The organism is Profundibacterium mesophilum KAUST100406-0324 (genome assembly GCF_009835145.1).
In the GTDB taxonomy this organism is placed as follows: domain Bacteria; phylum Pseudomonadota; class Alphaproteobacteria; order Rhodobacterales; family Rhodobacteraceae; genus Profundibacterium; species Profundibacterium mesophilum.
Genome location: NZ_APKE01000014.1, coordinates 24,427 through 47,074 on the forward strand (window position 1 = coordinate 24,427; position 22,648 = coordinate 47,074).

21 protein-coding genes are annotated in these 22,648 nt (G+C 64.7%); 14 read left to right on the plus strand and 7 right to left on the minus strand.

What is annotated here, in order from left to right:
- The first annotated feature begins 74 nt into the window (after nucleotides 1-74).
- The 6 genes from PMES_RS16665 (at nucleotide 75) to hslU (ending at nucleotide 9,534) form a co-directional block, all read left to right on the plus strand.
- Nucleotides 75-743 carry a nucleotidyltransferase family protein gene (locus PMES_RS16665; protein WP_236549723.1) on the plus strand — a complete coding sequence of 223 codons (669 nt, stop codon included), beginning with the start codon at nucleotides 75-77 and terminating at the stop codon, nucleotides 741-743.
- A complete protein-coding gene (gene addB, locus PMES_RS05115) occupies nucleotides 736-3,690 on the plus strand; it encodes a double-strand break repair protein AddB (RefSeq protein WP_159964451.1) in 2,955 nt (984 codons plus the stop codon). Before PMES_RS16665 ends, addB begins: the two co-directional genes overlap by 8 nt.
- Nucleotides 3,687-7,067 carry a double-strand break repair helicase AddA gene (gene addA / locus PMES_RS05120; protein ID WP_159964452.1) on the plus strand — a complete coding sequence of 1,127 codons (3,381 nt, stop codon included), beginning with the start codon at nucleotides 3,687-3,689 and terminating at the stop codon, nucleotides 7,065-7,067. Before addB ends, addA begins: the two co-directional genes overlap by 4 nt.
- 54 nt (nucleotides 7,068-7,121) lie before the next feature.
- Complete coding sequence (trxA, locus tag PMES_RS05125; protein ID WP_159964453.1) at nucleotides 7,122-7,442, plus strand: thioredoxin; 321 nt, start codon at nucleotides 7,122-7,124, stop codon at nucleotides 7,440-7,442.
- A gap of 181 nt (nucleotides 7,443-7,623) precedes the next feature.
- Nucleotides 7,624-8,181 carry an ATP-dependent protease subunit HslV gene (hslV, locus tag PMES_RS05130; protein ID WP_159964454.1) on the plus strand — a complete coding sequence of 186 codons (558 nt, stop codon included), beginning with the start codon at nucleotides 7,624-7,626 and terminating at the stop codon, nucleotides 8,179-8,181.
- Nucleotides 8,182-8,226: 45 nt separating this feature from the next.
- Nucleotides 8,227-9,534: an ATP-dependent protease ATPase subunit HslU gene (gene hslU, locus PMES_RS05135; RefSeq protein WP_159964455.1), complete on the plus strand. Its 1,308-nt coding sequence runs from the start codon at nucleotides 8,227-8,229 to the stop codon at nucleotides 9,532-9,534.
- An 18-nt stretch (nucleotides 9,535-9,552) separates the two neighbouring features.
- On the opposite strand, the gene PMES_RS05140 is transcribed toward hslU, so the two are convergent.
- The 3 genes from PMES_RS05140 to PMES_RS05150 are packed head-to-tail and all read right to left on the minus strand — an operon-like array spanning nucleotide 9,553 to nucleotide 11,863.
- Nucleotides 9,553-10,167 (minus strand): Smr/MutS family protein, encoded by a 615-nt coding sequence (locus PMES_RS05140; protein WP_159964456.1) that lies wholly within the window; start codon nucleotides 10,165-10,167, stop codon nucleotides 9,553-9,555.
- A gap of 2 nt (nucleotides 10,168-10,169) precedes the next feature.
- The gene (gene mltA, locus PMES_RS05145) at nucleotides 10,170-11,198 is read right to left on the minus strand and encodes a murein transglycosylase A (RefSeq protein ID WP_159964457.1); all 1,029 of its coding nucleotides are present in this window, start codon (nucleotides 11,196-11,198) and stop codon (nucleotides 10,170-10,172) included.
- Nucleotides 11,195-11,863, minus strand: coding sequence for a Tim44/TimA family putative adaptor protein (locus PMES_RS05150; protein ID WP_159964458.1), 669 nt, complete (start codon nucleotides 11,861-11,863; stop codon nucleotides 11,195-11,197). The genes mltA and PMES_RS05150 overlap by 4 nt, the downstream gene beginning before the upstream one ends.
- 118 nt (nucleotides 11,864-11,981) lie before the next feature.
- Here PMES_RS05150 and PMES_RS05155 point away from each other — a divergent pair, with 118 nt between their 5' ends.
- Together PMES_RS05155 and secB are read left to right on the plus strand one after the other, a co-directional pair.
- Nucleotides 11,982-12,518, plus strand: a complete 537-nt coding sequence (locus PMES_RS05155) for an FxsA family protein (protein WP_159964459.1) — start codon at nucleotides 11,982-11,984, stop codon at nucleotides 12,516-12,518.
- 54 nt (nucleotides 12,519-12,572) lie between these two features.
- Complete coding sequence (gene secB, locus PMES_RS05160; RefSeq protein WP_159964460.1) at nucleotides 12,573-13,091, plus strand: protein-export chaperone SecB; 519 nt, start codon at nucleotides 12,573-12,575, stop codon at nucleotides 13,089-13,091.
- On the opposite strand, the gene dnaQ is transcribed toward secB, so the two are convergent.
- Genes dnaQ through PMES_RS05180 form a run of 4 tightly spaced genes read right to left on the minus strand, consistent with a single transcriptional unit; the run spans nucleotide 13,084 to nucleotide 15,818 of the window.
- Nucleotides 13,084-13,797, minus strand: a complete 714-nt coding sequence (gene dnaQ, locus PMES_RS05165; protein ID WP_159964461.1) for a DNA polymerase III subunit epsilon — start codon at nucleotides 13,795-13,797, stop codon at nucleotides 13,084-13,086. The genes secB and dnaQ overlap by 8 nt on opposite strands.
- Nucleotides 13,790-14,389, minus strand: coding sequence for a dephospho-CoA kinase (gene coaE / locus PMES_RS05170; protein ID WP_159964462.1), 600 nt, complete (start codon nucleotides 14,387-14,389; stop codon nucleotides 13,790-13,792). The genes dnaQ and coaE overlap by 8 nt, the downstream gene beginning before the upstream one ends.
- Nucleotides 14,386-15,222: a shikimate dehydrogenase gene (locus PMES_RS05175; protein ID WP_159964463.1), complete on the minus strand. Its 837-nt coding sequence runs from the start codon at nucleotides 15,220-15,222 to the stop codon at nucleotides 14,386-14,388. Before PMES_RS05175 ends, coaE begins: the two co-directional genes overlap by 4 nt.
- Nucleotides 15,219-15,818, minus strand: a complete 600-nt coding sequence (locus PMES_RS05180) for a Maf family protein (protein ID WP_159964464.1) — start codon at nucleotides 15,816-15,818, stop codon at nucleotides 15,219-15,221. The genes PMES_RS05175 and PMES_RS05180 overlap by 4 nt, the downstream gene beginning before the upstream one ends.
- A 405-nt stretch (nucleotides 15,819-16,223) precedes the next feature.
- Between PMES_RS05180 and hemJ the strand changes: the two genes are divergently transcribed.
- The 6 genes from hemJ to PMES_RS05210 all read left to right on the plus strand — a co-directional run bounded on the left by hemJ (nucleotide 16,224) and on the right by PMES_RS05210 (nucleotide 22,641).
- A complete protein-coding gene (gene hemJ / locus PMES_RS05185; RefSeq protein ID WP_159964465.1) occupies nucleotides 16,224-16,673 on the plus strand; it encodes a protoporphyrinogen oxidase HemJ in 450 nt (149 codons plus the stop codon).
- A 117-nt stretch (nucleotides 16,674-16,790) separates the two neighbouring features.
- On the plus strand, nucleotides 16,791-18,062 hold the full coding sequence (gene rho / locus PMES_RS05190; RefSeq protein ID WP_159964466.1) for a transcription termination factor Rho: 1,272 nt from the start codon (nucleotides 16,791-16,793) through the stop codon (nucleotides 18,060-18,062).
- Between the two features lie 24 nt (nucleotides 18,063-18,086).
- Nucleotides 18,087-19,376: a tRNA uridine-5-carboxymethylaminomethyl(34) synthesis GTPase MnmE gene (mnmE, locus tag PMES_RS05195; protein ID WP_159964467.1), complete on the plus strand. Its 1,290-nt coding sequence runs from the start codon at nucleotides 18,087-18,089 to the stop codon at nucleotides 19,374-19,376.
- A 1-nt stretch (nucleotide 19,377) separates the two neighbouring features.
- On the plus strand, nucleotides 19,378-21,264 hold the full coding sequence (gene mnmG, locus PMES_RS05200) for a tRNA uridine-5-carboxymethylaminomethyl(34) synthesis enzyme MnmG (RefSeq protein WP_201288954.1): 1,887 nt from the start codon (nucleotides 19,378-19,380) through the stop codon (nucleotides 21,262-21,264).
- The gene (gene rsmG / locus PMES_RS05205) at nucleotides 21,254-21,844 is read left to right on the plus strand and encodes a 16S rRNA (guanine(527)-N(7))-methyltransferase RsmG (protein WP_159964469.1); all 591 of its coding nucleotides are present in this window, start codon (nucleotides 21,254-21,256) and stop codon (nucleotides 21,842-21,844) included. Before mnmG ends, rsmG begins: the two co-directional genes overlap by 11 nt.
- The gene (locus tag PMES_RS05210; protein WP_159964470.1) at nucleotides 21,841-22,641 is read left to right on the plus strand and encodes a ParA family protein; all 801 of its coding nucleotides are present in this window, start codon (nucleotides 21,841-21,843) and stop codon (nucleotides 22,639-22,641) included. Before rsmG ends, PMES_RS05210 begins: the two co-directional genes overlap by 4 nt.
- Nucleotides 22,642-22,648 lie beyond the last annotated feature (7 nt).

The following is a 22,648-nucleotide window of genomic DNA, read 5'->3' on the forward strand; positions in this document are numbered from 1 at the left end:
GGGGTCCTGCGCCTATCGCGGCGCGCCTTTTCGCACGCGATGCCGCGCAAGGCACCGCTCCGGGCCGGGCCCTGATGGTTTTCGCCGCCGGGTTCGGCACGCGGATGAGGCCCCTGACGCTCGATCGCCCCAAGCCGCTGATCGAGGTTGCCGGCCGCACGCTCCTCGACCATGCGCTCGAGCTTGCCATACCCGCCGGTGCCGGGCCCGTCGCCGTCAATACCCACTATCTCCCCCGGCAGATCGAGGATCACCTGCGAGGGCGCGGGATCGCCATCTCGCACGAGCCGGAGCTTCTCGACACGGCCGGCGGTCTGCGCGCGGCCCTGCCCCATCTGGGCACGGCACCGCTCTTCACCCTCAATTCGGACATGGTATGGAGCGGTCCGAACCCCTTGCGGCAGCTCGGCGAAGCCTGGCGTCGGGGCATGGGTGCGCTCCTCCTCCTGGTGCCGGGCGAACGCGCAGCGGGCCGCAAGGCCGCCACCGGAGATTTCGATCTGGACCCCTCCGGCCGGCTGATCCGGGGCGGGCCGCTCGTCTATACCGGCGCGCAGATCATCGACCCCGCCATTCTGGGCGCGCTTCCCCCGGGGCCTTCGTCGCTGAACGCGGCATGGGACGCACTCGCCGCGCAAGGACGGTTGCACGGGATCGTGCACGAGGGGGGGTGGTGCGATGTCGGCCATCCTGGCGGGATCGCCATCGCCGAGGCCATGCTCGCGGAGGCAGGCGATGTTTGACGACGGCGACGGCCTTCCGGGCGCGCGGCTTTTCGGCCTGCCGCCGGGTGCGGATTTCCCCGCCGCCTTCGCGGACGGGCTCGTGGATCGCCTTGGGGCCAGCCCACCGCAGGACTGGGCGCGGGTCGAGATCTTCGTCAACACGCGCCGCATGCAAAGGCGCCTGCGCGAGATCCTCTCCAACGGCCCCGCACGGCTGCTTCCCAGGTTGAGGATGATCACCGATCTCGGGGCCTCGGCATCCTCGGACCTGCCGCCCCCGGTGAGTGGGCTGCGCCGTCGCCTCGAGCTTGCCGCGCTGATCAACGCCCTCGTGCAACAGGATGCGAGCGCCGCGCCGCGCGGGGCGGTGCATGACCTCGCAACCAGCCTCAACGCCCTACTCGACGAGATGGAGGGAGAAGGGATCCCCCTCGACAGCCTCGCCACGCTTGATGTCAGCGACACGTCGGGACATTGGAAACGCGCGCTGAAATTCGTCGAGATCGCCGCCCGCTACGTCGAGACCCTCGGCCTTCCCGGAGGCGAGGCGCGCCAGAGGGCCGCCGTCATGGCCCGGATCGCCGCCTGGGAGCGAGATCCACCGCGCCATCCGATCCTGATCATCGGATCGACCGGCTCGCGGGGCACCACCGCGATGCTGATGCGGGCGGCGGCGCGACTGCCGCAGGGCGCGGTCCTGCTGCCGGGCTATGATTTCGACATGCCGGAGCGTGTCTGGGACCGTCTCGACGAGCCTTTGACCTCCGAGGATCATCCCCAATACCGCTTCGTGCGCCTGGCGCGCGATATGGATCTGGGTTTCGGAGACATCGCGCGCTGGACGCAGGAGCGCCCCGTCGCCGCACGCAACCGGCTGATTTCCCTTGCGCTCAGGCCCGCGCCGGTAACCGACCAATGGATGGAGGATGGCCGCCGGCTCGACGATCTCGCGGGGGCCACGGCGCCGATGACCCTCATCGAGGCGTCCGGTCCCCGGCAGGAGGCGCTCGCGATCGCCTTGCGCCTTCGGGCCGCGGCGCAGGATGGCCAGCGCGCGGCGCTGATCACGACCGACAGGATGCTGTCGCGGCAGGTGACCGCCGCGCTCGATCGCTGGCGGATCGAGCCCGATGACAGCGCCGGGCGCCCGCTCGGACTTTCCGCGCCCGGCCGCCTGCTGCGGCAGGTGGCGGAAGGCATGGCCGCGAGGCCCGATGGCGAGACCTTCCTCGCCCTGCTTAAGCATCCGCTGTGCCATGCGGGCGCGCAGCGGAACCTGCATTTGCTGCGGACGCGCGAGCTCGAGCTGTGGATGCGCCGCAACGCGCGGCCCTTCATCGACGCCGCCTGCCTCGCCGACTGGGCCGCCACGCGCAGCGACCCCGAGGATACCGCCTGGGCGCATTGGGTGGACGCGCATGTGCTGGCATCCCCCGTCGAGGGCACGAGCGCCCTGCCCGATCTCGTCGAGCGGCTGGCCGGCTGCGCCGCCGAGATCGTCGCAGGACCCCTCGGCACGGCCGATCCCCTCTGGTCGGCGGCCGCAGGGCGCGCCGCGGCGGAGGCCATTGCCGAACTGCGCCTCGAAGCGGTCCATGGCGCCGAGATGACGGCCGGCGAGTTCCGGACGCTGCTCGATGCGGTCCTGGCGGGCCGCGAGGTGCGCGATCCGGTCGAGCCGCATCCCGAGATCATGATCTGGGGCACGCTGGAGGCACGGGTGCAGGGCGCGGATCTGGTGATCCTCGGGGGGCTCAACGACCGGGTCTGGCCGGAGCAACCGGCAGCCGATCCCTGGCTCAACCGGCAGATGCGGCGGCAACTTGGCATGCTCCTTCCCGACCGGCGCATCGGCCTTTCGGCGCATGACTTCCAGCAGGCCGTCGCCGCCCCCGAGGTCGTCCTGACGCGGGCCGTGCGCAATTCCGAGACCGAGACGGTCGTCTCGCGCTGGCTGAACCGGATGCTCAACCTGCTGGACGGCCTGCCCGAGCAGGGCGGCCCGCAAGCCCTTGCGCAGATGCGGGCGCGCGGCGCGCATTGGCTGAGGATGGCCGCTGCCGCCGATACCCGCCTGATCGCGGCGCCGCCCGCGTCCCGTCCCGCGCCGCGGCCGCCCACGGACCGGCGGCCAAGGCAGCTTTCGGTCACGCGGATACAGACGCTGATCCGCGATCCTTACGCGATCTACGCGCGGGAGGTGCTGAACCTGAAGCCTCTGAAGCCGTTGCAGGTCAATCCCGACGCCCCCCTGCGCGGCACGATCGTGCATGACATCTTCGAGGCCTTCATCGGCACCGGCATGGCGCCGGACGATCCCCGCGCGGCCGAGACCCTGCGCGGGATCGTGCACGAGACCTTGACGCGGGAGGTGCCGTGGCACTCGACGCGGACCTTCTGGCGCAACCGGGTCGAGAGGGTCATCGCTCCCTTCCTCGCCGGCGAGATCGACCGGCGCGCCGAAGGGATGCCGATCCGCCTCGAGGGGAACGGGAAGCTGACCCTGCCATCGGTGGAGTTCACCCTCGTCGGCAAGGCCGATCGCATCGACCAGAGGAGCGACGGGCGCCTGCTGATCTATGATTACAAGACCGGCAAGCCGCCCGACAAGAAGGTGATGGCACATTTCGACAAACAGCTCCTTCTGGAGGCCGTCATGGCCGAGCAGGGAGCCTTCGACGGGGTGCCGGCGGCGCCCGTGGCCGAGGTCGGCTATATCGGGCTGGGGGGCGATGCGACGTTCATCAGGATGCCGCTCCGCCAGCACGAGGACGAGACGCCGCTCGATCCCGCGTGCACCCGCGACGAGCTGATCCGCCTGATTTCGAGCTATGCCCGGCGGCAGACAGGCTACACCGCGCGCAGGGCCATGCAGAAGATGCAGTGGCAGGGCGATTACGACCATCTCGCCCGCTTCGGCGAATGGGCCGACAGCGACCCGGTCTGCCCGGAGGATGTGGGATGAACGAAGCCACACTCAACCAGATCCGCGCCGCCGATCCGCGGGCGTCGACCTGGCTGTCGGCGAATGCGGGCTCTGGCAAGACGCGGGTGCTCACCGACCGCGTGGCGCGGCTGCTGCTCGACGGGGCCTCGCCGCAGAACATCCTGTGCCTGACCTATACCAAGGCGGCGGCCAGCGAGATGCAGAACCGCCTGTTCCAGAGGCTCGGCGCCTGGGCGATGCTGCCCGAGGCGGAGCTGCGCGCGGCCTTGCGCGCCCTCGGCGCCGGCGGGGATATCGACGCCGAGAGGCTGGCAAGCGCGCGGCGTCTCTTCGCCCGCGCGATCGAGACGCCGGGCGGGCTCAAGATTCAGACGATCCACTCGTTCTGCGCCTCCCTGCTGCGCAGTTTCCCGCTCGAAAGCGGCGTGACGCCGCAATTCACCGAGATGGACGAGCGCACGGCCGAGCGCCTGCTTCGAGACTGCATCGAGGAATTGGCGGCCGATGACGACGCCCCCGGCGTGGTCGACGCGGTCGCGCGTCATCTGAGCGATGATGCCGCGGTCGGTTTCGCCGCGGCCGTGATCCGCAACAGGGACGCGTTCCGAACCCCTTTCGACGAAGACCGGCTGCGCGGCGCGCTCGGCCTTGCTCCGGGCACGAGCGCCGAGACCGCCCTGGCGAATGTCTTCCTGGGCTCGGAGGCGGACCTGCTGCGCGGTCTCGCCGCCGCGCTCGCCGAAGGCACCGCGGCCGAGCAGCGCACGGCGCCCAGGATCGCCGCCCTCGCCGATGGCTTCGCGCCCGAGCTCTGGATGATCGCCGAGCTGGAGACGTTCATGCTCCTTGGCGCCGGCGCCAAGGAGCCCTTCTCCTCGAAGGCGGGGAGCTATCCGGCGAAGAAGACCCGCACCGCGATGGGAGAGAGCATCACGCAGCTCGACGCGCTGATGGACCGGCTCGCGGAGGGACGCGACACACGGATGCGTCTCCAAGCGCTCGAACGCAGCCTCGCATTGCACCGTTTCGCCGCCGGCCTGCTGCCGCTCTACGCGGCGAAGAAGCAGGTGCGCGGCTGGCTCGATTTCGACGACCTGATCCTGAAGGCGCGCGATCTTCTGACCAATCCCGACGTGGCCCAATGGGTGCTCTACAGGCTCGATGGCGGCATCGACCACATTCTCGTGGACGAGGCGCAGGATACCAGTCCGGTGCAGTGGCAGGTCATCGCGGCCCTCGCGCAGGAGGTCACCGCCGGGGAAGGCACGCATGCGGCAGGTGAGCGGACGATCTTCGTCGTCGGCGATCGCAAGCAGTCGATCTATTCCTTCCAGGGGGCCGATCCCGATTCCTTCGAGACCATGGCCGCCGATTTCGGTGAACGGCTCGATGCAACGGGCGGCCTGGCGCGGCGCGAATTGCTGCATTCCTTCCGCTCCTCGGCCGCCGTGCTCGGTGCCGTGGACGCCGTCTTCGATGCCGAGAGCCAGAGCGGGCTGGGCCGCGACGTGCGCCACCTGGCCTTCCACGAGGCCCTGCCCGGACGGGTCGATCTGTGGCCTCTGATCGAGAGCGAGGAGGAGGAGGATCCCCCCGACTGGCACAATCCGGTCGATCATGTCTCGCCCGAGGCCGCCTCCGTGATCCTGGCGGACATGATCGCCGGCGAGATCAGGCGCCTGATCGACCAGGGCGAGACCATACCGCATCCCGGCGGCACCCGGCGCCCCCTGCACGAGGGCGACTTCCTGATCCTGCTGCCAAAACGCAGCCGCCTCTTCTACGAGATCATCCGCGCCTGCAAGCGCCGCGACCTCGCCATCGCGGGGCCCGACCGGCTGGGCCTGACCGATCAGCTTCCCGTCAAGGATCTCAGGGCCCTGCTCTCGGTCCTCGTCACGCCCGAGGATGACCTGTCGCTCGCGGCCGTGCTGCGCTCGCCGCTGTTCGGCTGGAGCGAGGCGGAGCTTTACGATCTGGCCGCGGGCCGCGGACGCCGCTACCTGATCCAGGCCCTGCGCAAGCGCGAGGATTGCCCGCGGACCCGCGCGGTCCTGAGCGATCTGGCGGAACATGCCGACTTCCTGCGACCCTACGAGCTGCTCGAGCGGATCCTGCAGCGCCATGACGGGCGCGCGCGGCTCCTTGGCCGGCTTGGCGCCGATGCCGAGGATGCAATCGACGAGCTGCTCAACCAGGCACAGCTCTATGAGCGGGCCGATATTCCCAGCCTGACCGGCTTCCTCGCTTGGCTCGACAGCGGCGATGTCGTGGTCAAGCGTCAGGCCGATGCCGCCGGCAGCCGGATCAGGGTCATGTCGGTGCATGGCGCCAAGGGGCTCGAGGCGCCGGTCGTCATCCTGCCCGAGACGATGTCGCGCACGGCGCCTGACCGCACCGTGATCGACCGGCTCGGCGACGGCACTCCGATATGGCGGATGTCCAAGGATGTCGCACCCGAGATCATGCGCAGCGCGCAGGCGCTCAAGGAGCAGAAGAACAGGGCCGAGGATGACCGCCTGCTCTATGTCGCGATGACGCGTGCGGAATCCTGGCTCATCGTCTGTGGTCACGGCACCCGGCCGAAGGAAACCTCGAAGGCGCAGAAAAGCTGGTATCTCAAGATCGAGGAGGGGCTCGCCGCGCTCGGCGCCACCAGCACCGCCACGCCGGCCGGTCCCGGACTGCGCAGCCTGCACGGCGACTGGGAGGCGGGCACACGCGCCCCGCGCCCCGCGCCCCCGGCCCCCGGCGCGCACCTGCCGGACTGGTTCGACACCCCCGCCCCGCCGCCGCCGCCCGTGCAGGCGCCCCTCTCCCCTTCCGGGCTGGGCGGGGCCAAGACCCTTGCGGGCGAGCCCGGGATCGAGGGTGAGGCGGCGCTGCGCCGGGGCACGGCGATCCACAGGTTGCTCGAGCACATGCCCGGCTGGCCCGTGGCGGACCGTGCCGACCGCGCGGCCGCCCTGCTGCATGACGATGCCGAGCCGCTTTCCCCCGAGGAGATTCGCTCGGCGCTGGAGGAGGCGGCCGGGGTCCTCGATGCGCCCGGTCTTTCCCACCTGCTGACCGGGGACGGGCTGTCGGAGGTCGAAGTGACGGCGCGGCTCGAGGCGCTTGGCGGATTGCGGGTCTATGGCGCGATCGACAGGCTCGTCTTCGATGACGACGAGATCCTCGCGGTCGATTTCAAGTCCAACACCCGCGTTCCCGGCACGCCCACTGAGGTTCCCGAGGGCCTGCTGCGGCAGATGGGCGCCTATTGCGCGGCGCTCGAGCAGATCTATCCCGGCCGCACGGTGCGCACCGCGCTTTTGTGGACGCGCGGCCCGAGCCTGATGGAACTGCCGCGCGAGCAGGTCATGGCCGCCCTGCGCCGCGCGGCGCCGACTTGACCCCGGCCGGGGCGGTTCATACCTATCCCCTGACACATCTCAAGGAGAGACGACATGGCAACCACCGCCGTTACCGACGCCACCTTCGATAGCGAAGTCAAGCAAAGCGACCTCCCGGTCGTCGTGGATTTCTGGGCCGAATGGTGCGGACCGTGCAAGCAGATCGGACCCGCGCTCGAAGAGCTCAGCGAGCAATACGAGGGCAAGGTCAAGATCGTGAAGGTCAATGTCGACGAGAACCCCAACTCGCCCGCCGAGATGGGTGTGCGCGGCATTCCCGCCCTCTTCATGTTCAAGAATGGCCAGGTCGTCTCGAACAAGATCGGCGCCGCGCCCAAGGCCGCGCTCGAGAGCTGGATCAAGGAAGAGATCTGATCGGCGCGAAGGACGTGTCCGCATCGGATCGGAAGGGTGCCTGCGGGCACCCTTTTTCTTGAGCCGCGGCCATCCTTGGCATTCCCGCCCCCTCGGCTCCGCGGGCCCCGGCCCCACCGGCGGCCAGCTTGGCAATCGGGGGAGGGATGGCCATATACCCCGAAACGACATGAGGCGAGATATGGCACAGAACGAATTTCCCGGCTGGCACGGCACGACGATCATCGGCGTGCGCAAGGGCGGCACGGTGGTGATCGCTGGCGACGGACAGGTCAGCCTTGGCCAGACGGTCATCAAGGGCACCGCCCGCAAGGTCCGCAGGCTCAGCCCCGGCGGCCATGACATCATCGCGGGCTTCGCCGGCTCGACCGCCGATGCCTTCGCGCTGCTCGAGCGGCTCGAGGCCAAGCTCGAATCCTCACCCGGGCAGTTGCAGCGCGCCGCTGTCGAACTGGCCAAGGACTGGCGCACCGACAAGTATCTCCAGAAGCTCGAGGCGATGCTGATCGTCTCCGATGGCGCCGATCTCTACGTGATCACCGGTGCGGGTGACGTGCTCGAGCCCGAGCATGACGTGACCGCGATCGGCTCGGGCGGGAACTATGCCCTGGCCGCCGGACGCGCGTTGATGGAGAGCGACATGGATGCCGAGGCGATCGCCCGCCGCGCCATGGCGATCGCCAGCGAGATCTGCGTCTACACCAACGGAAATCTCACGGTCGAGACGATCGGCAAGTAGGGCGTCCCCCTGCCCTGCCCGGCTCCATCGCGTGAAAGGAACATCATGACCGACCTGACCCCCCGCGAGATCGTCAGCGAACTCGACCGCCACATCATCGGCCAGAAGGACGCCAAGCGCGCCGTTTCGGTCGCCCTGCGCAACCGTTGGCGGCGCCGCCAGCTCGGCGCGGAGATGCGCGAGGAAGTCTATCCCAAGAACATCCTGATGATCGGACCCACCGGCGTCGGCAAGACGGAGATCAGCCGGCGCCTCGCCAAGCTGGCCCGCGCGCCCTTCCTGAAGGTCGAGGCCACGAAATTCACCGAGGTCGGCTATGTCGGCCGCGACGTGGAGCAGATCGTGCGCGATCTCATGGAAGCCTCGATCACCATGACCCGCGAGCACATGCGCGAGGAGGTCAAGGCCAAGGCGGAGGCCAATGCGGAGGCCCGCGTTCTGCAGGCGATCGCCGGCGAGGGCGCGCGCGAGCAGACGCTGGAGATGTTCCGCCGCAAGCTGCGTGCCGGCGAGCTCGATGACACGATGATCGAGCTCGACCTGCTCGATACCTCCAACCCGCTGGGCAACATGGAGCTTCCCGGAATGCCCCAAGGCCAGGGCGGGATGATGAATATCGGTGACATCTTCGGCAAGGCCTTCCAGGGACGCACCGTGCACAAGCGGATGAGCGTCGCGGAAAGCTACGACGTGCTGCTTGGCGAGGAGGCCGACAAGCTGCTCGACGACGAATCGGTGAACAAGGCGGCGCTGGAAGCGGTGCAGGAGAACGGCATCGTCTTTCTCGACGAGATCGACAAGGTCTGCGCGCGCAGCGACGCGCGTGGCGGCGAGGTGAGCCGCGAGGGGGTGCAGCGCGACCTGCTCCCCCTGATCGAGGGCACCACGGTCAGTACCAAGTACGGATCGGTCAAGACCGACCATATCCTCTTCATCGCCTCCGGCGCCTTCCACGTGGCCAAACCCTCCGACCTGCTGCCCGAATTGCAGGGCCGGCTTCCCATCAGGGTCGAGCTGCGCGACCTGACGGAGGAGGATTTCGTGCGGATCCTGCGCGAGACCGACAACGCGCTGACGCGCCAGTACACGGCTCTTCTGGGCACCGAGGATGTCACGGTGAGCTTCACCGACGAGGGCATCGCCGCCCTCGCGCGGATCGCGGCAGAGGTGAACCGCTCGGTCGAGAATATCGGCGCGCGGCGGCTCTACACGGTGATGGAACGTGTCTTCGAGGATATCTCCTTCGAGGCGCCCGATCGTGCGGGCGAGCAGATCACCGTCGATGCGGCCTTCGTGGAAGAGCATCTGGGCGAGCTTTCGCGCTCGGTGGACATGAGCCGTTACGTCCTTTGAACGCTGGCGGCGCAGCCCTTAGCGGCCGCGCCGCAGATAGACATAGAAGGCACCCGATCCGCCATGGCTCTGATGCGCCGGCGCGATCTGAAGCACGGCAACGCCCATCATTCCGCCCTGCAGCCATTGCGGCACCTGATGCTTGAGGATGCCGTGCCGAACCGGGATCGGTCCATCCTCGGATGCCCGCCGTCCCTTGCCCGTAATCACGAGAACCAGGCGCAACCCCTGGGCATGGGCGCCCATGATGAAACTGTTGAGCCGCGGATAAGCCTGGTCGAGCGTCATCCCGTGAAGATCGATCCGCGCCTCGATGGGCATCTTGCCACGTTTCATCCGCGTGAAACGTTTTGCGTCCATCTTGACGGGCTGTGCGGCAAGGCGTTCGCGCAAGGGAGCCTGAAGATCGTTCGGCGCCGCCGTGCCGCTGCGTTTCTGGCCGATGCTGAAGGGCGGCGGGGACCACGGAGGCGCGGCAGGAGGGGACGCGGCCGGTGCCGGAGGGTCAGAGAGCCGGGATGCGGCGGGATCGGCGGGCTTGTGGGGGTGGAGCGGATCGGCCGTCTTGGCGATTTTCTGCCACAACTCCCGCTCCTCGGGGCGCAGGCCACGCGGTTTGCGACGTCCCGCCATGCTCAGAGGCCCGGCACGAGTGCGTAGGCGCGCTGGATCGGCATGAGCACGACCATCTGTCCACCATCGCGGATGCGTCCCGCCGCCCGTCCCGCCGCGCGGCCCGTGCCGAAGAAGATGTCCGCCCTTTGCGGTCCCTTGATTGCCGATCCGGTATCCTGCGCGATCATCAGCCTGTTGAGCGGCGTCTCGCCGTCCTTCTCGATCCAGACCGGCGCGCCGAGGGGGGTATGCTGGGGATCGACCGCGATCGAGCGCATCGCCGTGATCGAGCGGTTCATCGCGCCGAGCGGACCGCGCTCGGCCGGCACTTCGCTCACCTCGCGGAAGAAGACGTACGAGGGGTTGTGACGCAGCAGCTCGGCGCCCTCCTCGGGATTGCGCTTGACCCAGTTGCGGATGACATCGGCGGAAACCTCGTGCGGCTGATAGATGCCGCGCCTGACCAGCTCGAGACCGATCGAGCGGTATTCATGGCCGTTCTTGCCGCCATATCCGACCCGCAGGCGGTTTCCGTCCGGAAGCTTCACCCGGCCGGATCCCTGGATCTGAAGGAAGAAGACATCGACGGGATCGTCGATCCAGGCGATCTCGAGGTCGCGCCCTTCGAGAAGATCCTGCTCCTCGATTTCCGCCCGGGAGGCGAATTGCGTCTCCGCGGCTTCCGGCGGCAGGGCATAGAGGGGATGTTGATAGGGGCCGTAGCGCCGCCGCGACCCGCGCAGCTCCGGCTCGTAATAGCCGGTGAAGAGCATGGGAGTGGCATCGCTGACGCGCACCGGGCGGAAGAGGATCTCGAAGAAGGCCCGTGCATCCGTCTGTTCGGCGGCAGCGGCGCAGACGGCGCGCCATTCCATGTCGCGCATGTCCCGGCAAGTCTCCAGGAAGACCGCAAGCGCCGCACCGTGATCGTCCTCCTCCCAGCCGTCGAGCTGGGAGAAGTCAAGGATCTCGTAGGAGGTGTCGGCGGCGGCCGGACCGGCGCCGCTCATGAGGGCCAAGGCCAGCGACGCCGCCCATCCACGCATCATTCCCCCGTGGCGACGAGCTGCCAGTTGGGGTCATTGGCACCCATGGTCCGCGCGAAGGTCCAGACATCCCGCTGGCGCTTGATGCCGCGCGGATCGCCCTCGACGATCTCGCCCTCGGCATTGCGGACGACAGAGGTCATCTCCGCAAGGAACGTCACGGTGATCTCGCCAAGCTTGCTGTCCCGGTCCATCGCGGCGCGGCTGAGCTGCACATCGCGCACGCCCACGATATCCGCCTCGACGGTCAGGCCCTGTTCGGCGCGGCTGTCGATGACGCCGTCGAAGGCCTCGGCAACCTCTTCGGAGAGGAAACCGCGCACCTCCGAGATATCGCCCTTCTCGAAGGCGGTGAGAATCATCTCGTAGGCACCGCGCGCGCCTTGCAGGAACTCGCTGACCGAGAATCCGGGCTCCGCCATCTTCATGGCGGCAAGCGCCTTGGCGCTTTCGGTCCCATCCTCGACATGATCGGTGATGTCGCGGTCGGGCCCGCCCTCGATCACCTCGAAATCGTGGCGTCTCGATATACGGCTCTCTGGCTTGTCGGTCTTGCCGACCGGGGGCTTCTCGAAGCCATCGCGCGTTCCCAGCACGTTCTTGAGCCGAACGATCAGGAAGACGGCGATGCCGGCCAGAACCAGGAGCTGGATGACGGCTGAACTCATCTAAACCTCATTCGTGCTGCGGGATTGGAAACATCCAGGTGTTGCTCTTATGTAGGTGCTAGCCGGGGGCAAGTCCACACCGCCGCCAGCAGAGCATCTTGCCCTCAGGAGGTATGTCATGTGGCTCTTCGCGTTGTTCGTCGCGATTCCGTTGATCGAGATCGCCCTCTTCATCCAGGTCGGCGGTTTTCTCGGCCTGTGGCCGACGCTCGGTATCGTCCTGCTGACCGCCTTTGTGGGCACCGCGATGGTGCGCGCGCAGGGTGCCCTGGCGATGCGGCAGCTGCGCGGGTCGATCAACGCGCTGCGCGACCCGACAGAGCCGCTGGCCCATGGGGCAATGGTGCTCGTCGCGGGGGTCTTGCTGCTGACGCCGGGATTTGCGACCGACGCGCTCGGCCTTGCCCTGTTGATTCCGGCCGTGCGGCGGCGCGTCTTCGAGGCGGTCCGCCGGCGGGTGGAGCTGCGGCGGTTCGATTACGGCGCGCCGGGGGCGGCAGGCCCCTCGGCCGCGCAGCCCGGTGGCCCGCGTGCAGGTCAGCGCCCCGGTGCAGGCCGGCCTTCGCCGGCCGGTGAGATCATCGAAGGGGAATACAGCGAGACCGAGCCGGTGAAGACACCGACCCATTCCCCCTCGGGCTGGACCCGCCATTGAGCGCCACCGCGCCGTCTGCTACCGATTGCGCAGTGTAATATAGCGGAGTTATCGATGGCCGAATCCGAGAATAACGGCGCTGCGAGCGAGCAGCCCGCCCAGCCCCAGATGCGTATCCTGGGGCAATTCATCCGTGACCTTTCCTTCGAGAACATCATCTCGCGCAAGGGCGCGGCAGGCGAGGTCACGCCGGATGTGAAGGTCCAGGTCAGCCTCGACGCCAAGAAGCGGTCGCAGGAAAACCAGTATGAGGTCGTCGGCAAGTTCAACGTCACCTCGCGCAACAAGGGCGGTGACGAGACGCTTTTCGTCCTCGAGCTCGAATATGGCGGGCTGTTCTCCATCGAGAACGTCCCCGAGGAGCAGCTTCACCCGTTCCTGCTGATCGAATGCCCCCGGATGCTGTTTCCCTTCGTGCGCCGGATCATCAGCGACGTGACCCATGATGGCGGCTTTCCGCCGCTGACGCTCGACACGATCGATTTCGTCGCGCTCTACCGCCAGAGCCTTGCCCAGCGTCAGGCACAGCAGGCCGCGCAGGGACAGCCCTCCGACGACACGCCCGTCAACTGAGCCTGCCGGCCAGTTTCGACCAGATCGCGGTGTCGCCCATCTTCGTCACGAAATCTTGATGGGCGGCACGCTCCTCCTGCGTCAGGCGGGAGGGCAGGGCGGCGGGACGCGGTGCGAGCCGCGCCGGCCGCCCCTCATCCTCGCCGCTCCCGCCGGCAGGCGATTCCTCGCGGGTGCCAAGAACGAGATCGGGCTGCCGCCCGCCGATCAGTTCCAGATAGACCTCCGCCAGGATTTCCGAATCGAGCAAGGCGCCGTGCAGGGTGCGCGAGGAATTGTCGATCGCGAAGCGCCGGCAGAGCGCGTCGAGCGAAGCCGGCGCGCCGGGGAAGCGGCGCCGCGCGATTGCCAGCGTGTCGAGCGCCTGCTCCCAGGGGAGCTGCGGCAGGCCCATCCATTTGAGCTCGGCGTTGAGGAATTTCATGTCGAAGGCCGCATTGTGGATAACGAGCTTCGAATCCTGCACGAAATCGAGGAAGGCGCGTCCCACCTTGGCGAAGACCGGCTTGTCGCGCAGGAAATCGTCGCCCAGCCCGTGCACGGCGAAGGCCTCCGCCGGCATGCCGCGCTCCGGGTTGATGTATTGGTGGTAGGTCTTGCCTGTCGGCATGTGGTTATAGAGCTCGACCGCACCGATCTCGACGATACGGTCGCCGCTTTCGGGCTCGAAGCCGGTGGTTTCGGTGTCGAGGACGATTTCACGCATCCGCCAGTTTCCTTCTGATCTGCGCAAGGAGGGCTTGGACCGCGCGCCGCGCGGTATCGGGGCTGTCGGTCTCGATGACGGTATCGGCCTGCGCGCGTTTCCGGGCATCGGGAAGCTGGCGCGCGAGGATGGTCTCGAATTTCGCGTCCGTCATTCCGGGGCGCGCCATGACCCGCGCGCGCTGCGTCCGCGCATCGGTGCTGACGACGACGACATGATCGGCCATGGCCGCGCCGCCCGTCTCGAAAAGCAGGGGAATATCGAGCACGACGATTGGCGCATCGGTGCGCGCGATGAAATCGGCGCGGTCTTGCGCGACGAGGGGATGCACGATCGCCTCGATCCGGGGCAGGGCGCCGGGATCGTCGGCGATCCATTCGGCAAGGACGGCGCGATCGATACCCGCCTCGCCCAACGCGGCGGGGCAGAGCGCCCCGATCCGCGCTGTCGCCGCACCGCCGGGCCCATAGAGCCGGTGCACCGCCGCATCGGCGTCCCAGACCGGCACGCCCTCGGCCTCGAAAAGCGCGCAGGTCGTGGATTTGCCCATGCCGATGGAGCCGGTGATCGCGATGACGAAGGGTGCGTTCATGCCTTCAGGATCACGTCGCGCACCGTGTCATCGACCACCGGACGCATCCCGAACCACCGCTCGAAGCCCGGAACGGCCTGATGGATGAGCATGCCGAGCCCGTCGACCACGCGGCAGCCGCGTGCCCGCGCGGCCGCGAGCAGGGGCGTCTCGAGCGGGGTGTAGACGAGATCGGTGACGAGGGCATCGGATGAGAGCGCGTCGAGCGGGATTTTCAGCTCCGGCTTGCCGGTCATGCCCAGAGAGGTCGCGTTGACGACCGTGCCCGCGCCGGAAAGCATGCGCCCCGCATCCACCCAGTCATAGATCACGATCCGCGCCCCGAATTCCCGCCGCAGGACCTCGCTGCGGACCTTGGTGCGGTTGGTGAGGCGGATCTCGGGCACCTTGGCCTCGATCAGCGCCGAAATCACGGCACGCGAGGCGCCGCCGGCGCCGATCACCGCGGCCGGAGCCGCGCTCGGCTGCCAGTCGGGTGCGTTGGCGCGCAGGTTGGCCATGAAGCCGTATCCGTCGGTATTATCGGCATGCACGCCGCCACCGGGGCGAAAGATCAACGTGTTGGCCGCGCCGATCAGCGCCGCGCGATCGGAGACCTGATCGGCGAGGGCGAGGGCGGCCTCCTTGTGCGGGATCGTCACGTTGCAGCCGACGAAGCCCATCCGCGGCATCGTGGCGACCACCTGTGACAGATCGCCGGGCGTCACATCCATCGGGACGTAGAAGCCGCGAATGCCGAGGCTCCGCAGCCAATGGCCGTGCAGGGCGGGGGAGCGGCTGTGCGAGATCGGGGATCCCAGGACGCCGGCGAGGGGGATCTTTTCATGACTCATGCCGGCAGGATGCCCCGCAGGATCAGCCACGACAAGAGCGGCAGCATCGGCAGGCCCAGGACGGTGAAATAATCCCCGTCGATCTGCGTGAAGAGGCGGGCACCCTCCTCCTCGAGCTTGTAGCCGCCGACGCTGTGGCGGATGCTCTCGAAATTGCGCGCGACGTAATCGTCGATATAGGGCGCGCCGAGCGTGCGCATCGACAGGCGCACGACCCCGACATGACGCCAGACCGGCGCGCCATCCTCGTAGGCGACGATCGCGCTCAGAAGACTGTGACGATCGCCCGAAAGGCGCGTGATCTGCGCGCGGGCCGCGTCGGGGCTGCCGGGTTTGCTCAGGGTGTCGCCGCGATGCTCGAGCACCTGGTCGCAGCCAAGGACGAGCGCACCGGGATGTTTTGCCGAAACCTTGCGCGCCTTGGCCTCGGCGAGGGCGTCGGCGATGTCGCGGGGCAGGGCTCCTTCGGCCTGCAACGCGGCCTTGATCGCGTCCTCGTCGACCATCGGGCGCACCGCCTCGAAGGGGACACCCGCATTGGCGAGGAGCTGGCGTCGGCTTTCCGACGCGGATGCCAGGATAATGGGCCTGCTCATGGATAACCTCGTGGATAAGTTCGGCTGGAGCCTCTGGACGGGCGTGGGCGGAACGGGGATGATTCACGGGTTGCCCCGATCTCGCCGATATCGCGCGTCCTCATCCCATTTTCTCCCACAGGGAGCAATCTTCGCGGCGGGGCTGTGCATAAACCGAGTCGTCCCGAGGTTGCTCACCGGGATCTTCTCCGGTCTTATCCCTGCGCCACGATTTCCACAAGTTATTGCCGTAAAACAGTTTTTTCGGAAAAGATTCAAACAACACCCAGACTTATCCACAGGAGGAAGGAGAGCCGTGGGAAAAGCGTGCATATCCCTGTAATTCGACTTATCCAGCGGCCTACTAAGAACTACATCCTTCTAAACTCTTAGATCTATTGAGAGTGGAACAGAGAAAGACACGGTATGGACTTCCTGATCATCGCCTATCCCTGGATCAAATCGGCGCATGTCGTTTCGGTGATCGCCTGGATGGCCGGGCTGTTCTATCTGCCGAGACTTTTCGTCTATCACACCGAGCGCGGGCAGGGACGTGGCGAGTTCGAGGAACTCTTCGGCGTAATGGAGAACAAGTTGCTGAGATTTATAATGAATCCGGCAATGATCGCGACATGGATCTTCGGACTTGCCATGGTTGCAACGCCCGGAATGATCGACTGGTCGGCCGCCTGGCCCTGGATCAAGGCCGTGGCGGTCTTTGCGATGACGGGTTTTCACATGTGGTGCGCGCGCCATCGCAGGCTCCTCGCCAATGGCGTCTACACGCGCGAGGGAAGCTATTATCGCAAGATGAACGAGGTTCCGACGCTCCTGATGCTGGTGATCGTCGTGGCCGTCATCGCGCGGCCCTTCTGAGCGCAGGATTGACCGACGGCGCGAGATGGATTAGCAGCGCCCCAGGGCCGTCCGGCCTCAATGCCTCCCGAAGCTGAAAACGGACCGCATCTTGCGTGCGGTCGAGGAATGTCGATCATGTCCCAGGACCGTCTGAACCTTGCAGATCTCAAGGCGCAGAGCCCCAAGCATCTGCTGGCGCTCGCCGAAGAGCTCGAAATCGAGAATGCGAGCACGATGCGCAAGGGCGAGATGATGTTCTCGATCCTCAAGGAACGCGCCGACGAGGAATGGGTCATCGGCGGCGACGGCGTGCTCGAGGTGCTTCAGGACGGTTTCGGGTTTCTGCGCTCGCCGGAGGCCAACTACCTGCCGGGTCCCGATGACATCTACGTCTCGCCCGACATGATCAGGCAGCATTCCCTGCGCACCGGCGACACGGTCGAAGGGGTGATCCGCGGACCGGACGAATCCGAGCGTTACTTCGCGCTCACCGAGGTCGAGAAGATCAATTTCGAGGATCCCGCGAAGGCCAGGCACAAGGTCGCCTTCGACAACCTGACGCCGCTTTATCCCGACGAGCGGTTGAAGATGGAGATCGAGGATCCGACGATCAAGGATCGCTCGGCCCGTATCATCGACCTGGTGGCGCCGATCGGCAAGGGCCAGCGTTCGCTCATCGTGGCGCCGCCGCGTACCGGCAAGACGGTCCTGCTGCAGAATATCGCCCATTCGATCGAGGCAAACCATCCCGAGTGCTATCTCATCGTCCTGCTGATCGACGAGCGGCCCGAAGAAGTCACCGACATGCAGCGCAACGTGAAGGGCGAGGTCGTTTCCTCGACCTTCGACGAGCCCGCGACACGCCACGTTGCCGTCTCCGAGATGGTCATCGAAAAGGCGAAGCGGCTCGTCGAGCACAAGCGCGATGTCGTCATCCTGCTCGATTCGATCACGCGGCTCGGGCGTGCCTTCAACACGGTCGTCCCCTCCTCGGGCAAGGTGCTGACAGGCGGCGTGGACGCGAATGCCCTGCAGCGGCCCAAGCGCTTCTTCGGCGCGGCGCGGAACATCGAGGAGGGCGGATCGCTCACCATCATCGCCACCGCGCTGATCGATACCGGAAGCCGCATGGACGAGGTGATCTTCGAAGAGTTCAAGGGAACCGGCAACAGCGAGATCGTTCTCGATCGCAAGGTCGCTGACAAGCGGGTCTATCCGTCCATGGATATCCTCAAGTCCGGCACCCGGAAAGAAGAGCTTCTGGTGGAAAAGATCGATCTGCAGAAGACTTTCGTTCTACGGCGGATCCTCAATCCGATGGGCACAACCGATGCCATCGAGTTCCTCCTGTCGAAATTGAAACAGACGAAATCGAATTCCGAGTTCTTCGATTCGATGAACACCTGATCCGCATGAGCGTCGGGCGAAAAGATGGATACGATCTACGCGCAGGCGACGGCACCAGGTAAGGCCGGTGTCTCGATCATACGCATATCTGGGCCACAAGCTTCTGATATAGAACGATATTTTTCGATAAAACTACCTCCGATAAGGCAAGCGGGGTTGCGTTCACTGCGCGGCGCTGACAGCGATCTGATCGATGAGGCGCTCGTTCTGCGTTTCGACGCGGAGAAGAGCTTTACCGGGGAAGCAACGGTTGAGCTGCAGACCCATGGAAGCGTTGCGGTCATCCGCGATGTCTTGGATATCCTTTCGACCATTCCCGGGTTCAGGCTGGCCGAACCGGGTGAGTTCACCCGCCGGGCGCTCGAGAACGGCAATCTCGATCTGTCCCAAGTCGAAGGTCTTGCCGACCTGATTGACGCAGAAACCCGGGACCAGAGACAGCAGGCCCTTAGGGTCTTCTCGGGAGAGCTTGGCCGAAAGGTTGCCGAGTGGCGCAAGGATCTTGTCCGGGCCAGTGCGCTGATCGAATTGTCACTCGACTTCTCGGAAGAGGACATCCCTGATGATATCGCCGAGGAAATCGCGGGTCTTCTCGGCGAAGTACATGAGGCATTGAGCCGCGAGATCGAGGGGACGCATGCCGCCGAACGCATTCGGGACGGGTTTACGGTCGCGATAATCGGAGCACCGAATGCTGGAAAGTCGACGTTGCTCAACCGTCTGGCAGGTAGGGAAGCTGCGATAACGTCCGAGATCGCCGGTACGACGCGGGACGTGATCGAAGTCCGCATGAATATCGGCGGTCTGCCAGTCATGCTCTTGGATACGGCCGGACTTCGGGAGACCCATGACGAGATCGAGGCTCTCGGTGTTCAACGCGCCGTTCAGCGTGCAACAGCGGCTGATCTCAGGATATTTCTGATGAGCGATGCCGACGAAGCATTCCCTATCGATGCGTTGGATGGTGATCTTCGGCTATGGAGCAAGGCTGACCTTAATCCCCAGAGGGTCCCAGGCATCTCCGGTTTCAGCGGAACCGGGGTCGCCGACATGCTGGCAGAAGTCGAAAGCACACTTCGAGCCAGGATCGTTCCCTCGACCGCAGCGGTGAACCATCGGCACAGAACCGCTTTGATCCGAGGACGCGATGGCTTGGATTCGGTGTTGGAACGGATTAAAGAAGGGGAAAGCGCTCCTGAAATATCGGCGGAACTGGTTCGTGCTGTCATCATCGATTTGGAGAGCCTGATCGGTTCCGTGGATGTGGAAACACTCTACGACGAGATTTTTTCGAGTTTCTGTCTTGGAAAATAGGATGTTTCACGTGAAACAGTATGATTACGATGTAGTTGTCGTTGGCGGTGGGCACGCTGGGACTGAGGCCGCTGCCGCTTCTGCCCGTTGCGGGCTTCGTACTGCATTGGTCACGCCGGACCGCCTAAAGATCGGAACTCTATCCTGCAATCCTGCCATAGGCGGCGTTGGAAAGGGGCATCTGGTTCGTGAGATCGATGCCTTCGATGGGCTTATGGCTCGCGCTGGCGACGCTGCGGGGATCCAGTATCGCCTGCTGAATGCTTCAAAAGGTCCTGCGGTCCATGGCCCGCGAACTCAGACCGATCGGAACCTCTACCTTGAAGCGATCCAAACACTTATCGCTGCGCAAAGTAATCTGGACGTTGTCGAGGAGATGGTGGACGACTTGATCGTCGAATCGGACGAGATCAAAGGCGTTTCTCTTTCGAACGGAATAGCGATCAATGCATCGGCTGTCGTTCTGACTACGGGCACTTTTCTGGATGGTGTCATTCACATTGGTAGAGAACAGATCCCGGCCGGACGGATGGGCGAGGCACCGTCCAACAAGCTGGCCGATCGTATCCGAAGCCTGAAGCTTCCGTTGGGGCGTCTTAAAACTGGGACACCGCCACGCATCAAACGCAGTTCGATCGACTGGGATAATCTCACCCAGCAAGAGGCTGATCCTGACCCGGAGTTCTTGTCCTTCGTAACGAGCGAGGTCGCCGCGACACAGATCTCCTGCGCCTTGACGGAGACGAACGAGCGGACACACGCGATCATCGCCGAAAACCTGCATCTTTCCGCGATGCATGCTGGGAACATCCAAGGGAAGGGTCCACGTTACTGCCCATCCATTGAAGACAAGATCACGCGTTTCGCGGACAAGGCTTCGCATCAGGTGTTTCTCGAACCCGAGGGTTTGGATTCCAATTTGGTCTATCCCAACGGTATTTCGACATCTTTGCCTGCAGACGTTCAGCTCGATTACGTTCGTAGTATCAAGGGATTAGAGATTGCGGAGATCGCGCAGCCGGGCTATGCGATCGAATACGACTACGTCGATCCCCGGAGCCTCGACCTTGATCTACAGTTGAAGGCTATCAAAGGGTTGTTCCTGGCAGGTCAGATCAACGGAACGACAGGCTACGAAGAAGCGGGGGCGCAAGGCCTCTTGGCCGGCATCAACGCTGCCAGGATCGCGCGGGGTCTCGATACGGTGACCCTGTCACGATCTGAGAGCTATATCGGGGTCATGCTTGATGATCTTACCTCGCGCGGGGTTACCGAACCTTATCGCATGTTCACCTCCCGGGCCGAGTTTCGTCTCAGCCTGAGGACGGACAACGCAGATCTCCGCCTGACCCCTCTGGGCATTGAACTGGGTGTTGTGGGTGAAAGCCGCGCTGCGGCTTTCCACGCGAAGGTTGACCAGCTTGCTCACGCCCGTGAACGAAGCAAGTTGATTTCATTCAAGAAGGATGACCTGGCAGGTCGGGACATCGTGCTTGGAGGGAGTGGTCAGAGGCAGACGCTCTGTTCTCTCGCGAACACAAAAGGTATGTCGGCAGAAATTTTCCACGATCTATTAGGTAAGGATCAATACACCAAAGCGGTCGCGACTTCGGTTTTTGCCGAATCCCTGTATGGGAGTTACATCGAGAGGCAATCTGCAGATATTGCCATTCTCCGCCGCGAGGAAAATCTGCGCATTCCGGAAGACATTGCTTTCGATCGTATCACCGGCCTCTCGAATGAGTTGATCGGAAAGTTGGAGTGGATCCGTCCGCAGAATCTTCGCAGGGCGACCCAAATCGAAGGGATGACTCCCGCAGCTCTCTCGTTGTTGGTCCGTGCCATCAAGTCGTCCTCCGCGCCGACACGGGCTCAAAATGCAAGCTGATGTTTCACGTGAAACAGAAGAAGGGTTGAACTACTTCGCTGATCTCGTGGCGAAATGGACCAAACGGATCAACCTGATCTCACCGAGTGACGACATACGGGCGAGGCATCTTCTTGATTCATTGCAGCTTGCGAAATTAGCTGGGAACCCGAGAATATGGGTGGACCTTGGCAGTGGGGGTGGGTTTCCTGCGATCCCACTCGCAATCCAAGCTAAGCAATCTTCCGATGTCACGAGATTTGTCCTGATTGAATCGGATCAACGCAAAGCCGTTTTCCTGCGTACAGCTATTCGTGACCTTGGTCTCAACGCCGAAGTCATAAACGAACGAATCGAGAGAGTTGGTCCAATGAACGCAGACGTCATCTCCGCCCGTGCGCTCGCTGATCTTCCGCAATTATTGGCTTATGCTTCCATGATCGGCAGGAGGAATAGTCGCCTACTTTTTATGAAGGGCAGCTCCTACCGAGAAGAGATTCGTACAGCGCAGGAACGATGGTCCTTCGATCTAGCCGTCATACCGAGTTCGACTGATGAAAAAGCCGCAATCCTCTCCATTACGGACCTGAGCACACGATGACCGACACAGATGTTCCCTGCCGCGTGATCGCGCTCGCCAACCAGAAGGGGGGCGTGGGAAAAACAACGACGGCGATAAACCTTGGTGCCGCTCTCGCCGAGAAGGGTAAGCGTGTCTTGATTGTCGATCTCGATCCCCAGGGGAATGCATCCACGGGTCTGGGAATCGATAACAATCTTAGGGTCAAAACGACTTACGATCTTCTGCTGGAGCCTGTTACCCCGACCGAGATCATGATGCGGACCTCGGTTGCGAATCTATATGTCGTCCCTGCGACGGCTGATTTGAGTTCGGCCGATCTCGAGATGGTCCGGAGTGAACGACGCAGTTATCTTCTTCGGGACGCGATCCGGCGAGACGAAAACCTGAACGCCGAGCTTGATTTCATCCTGATCGATTGCCCGCCCTCATTGTCATTGCTGACGATCAACGCAATGGTTGCGGCTAACTCCGTCCTCGTTCCGCTACAAAGCGAGTTCTTCGCGCTCGAAGGGTTGTCGCAGCTCATGCTGACAATCCGGGAGGTGCGCCAGGGAGCCAATCCAGAATTGAGGATCGAGGGCGTTGTCATGACGATGTATGACGGGCGGAACCGGTTGGCGCAGCAGGTTCAGATCGACGCACGTGAAACCCTCGGCGATCTGGTCTTCAAGACCGTTATTCCGCGCAATGTCAGGGTAAGCGAGGCGCCATCCTTTGCGCAGCCCGTGCTCGAATATGATACCAGTTCAAAGGGCAGTATCGCATATCGTCAGCTGGCGAAGGAACTGATCGCCGCGGGACCGTCCGCGGCATGACTAGAGG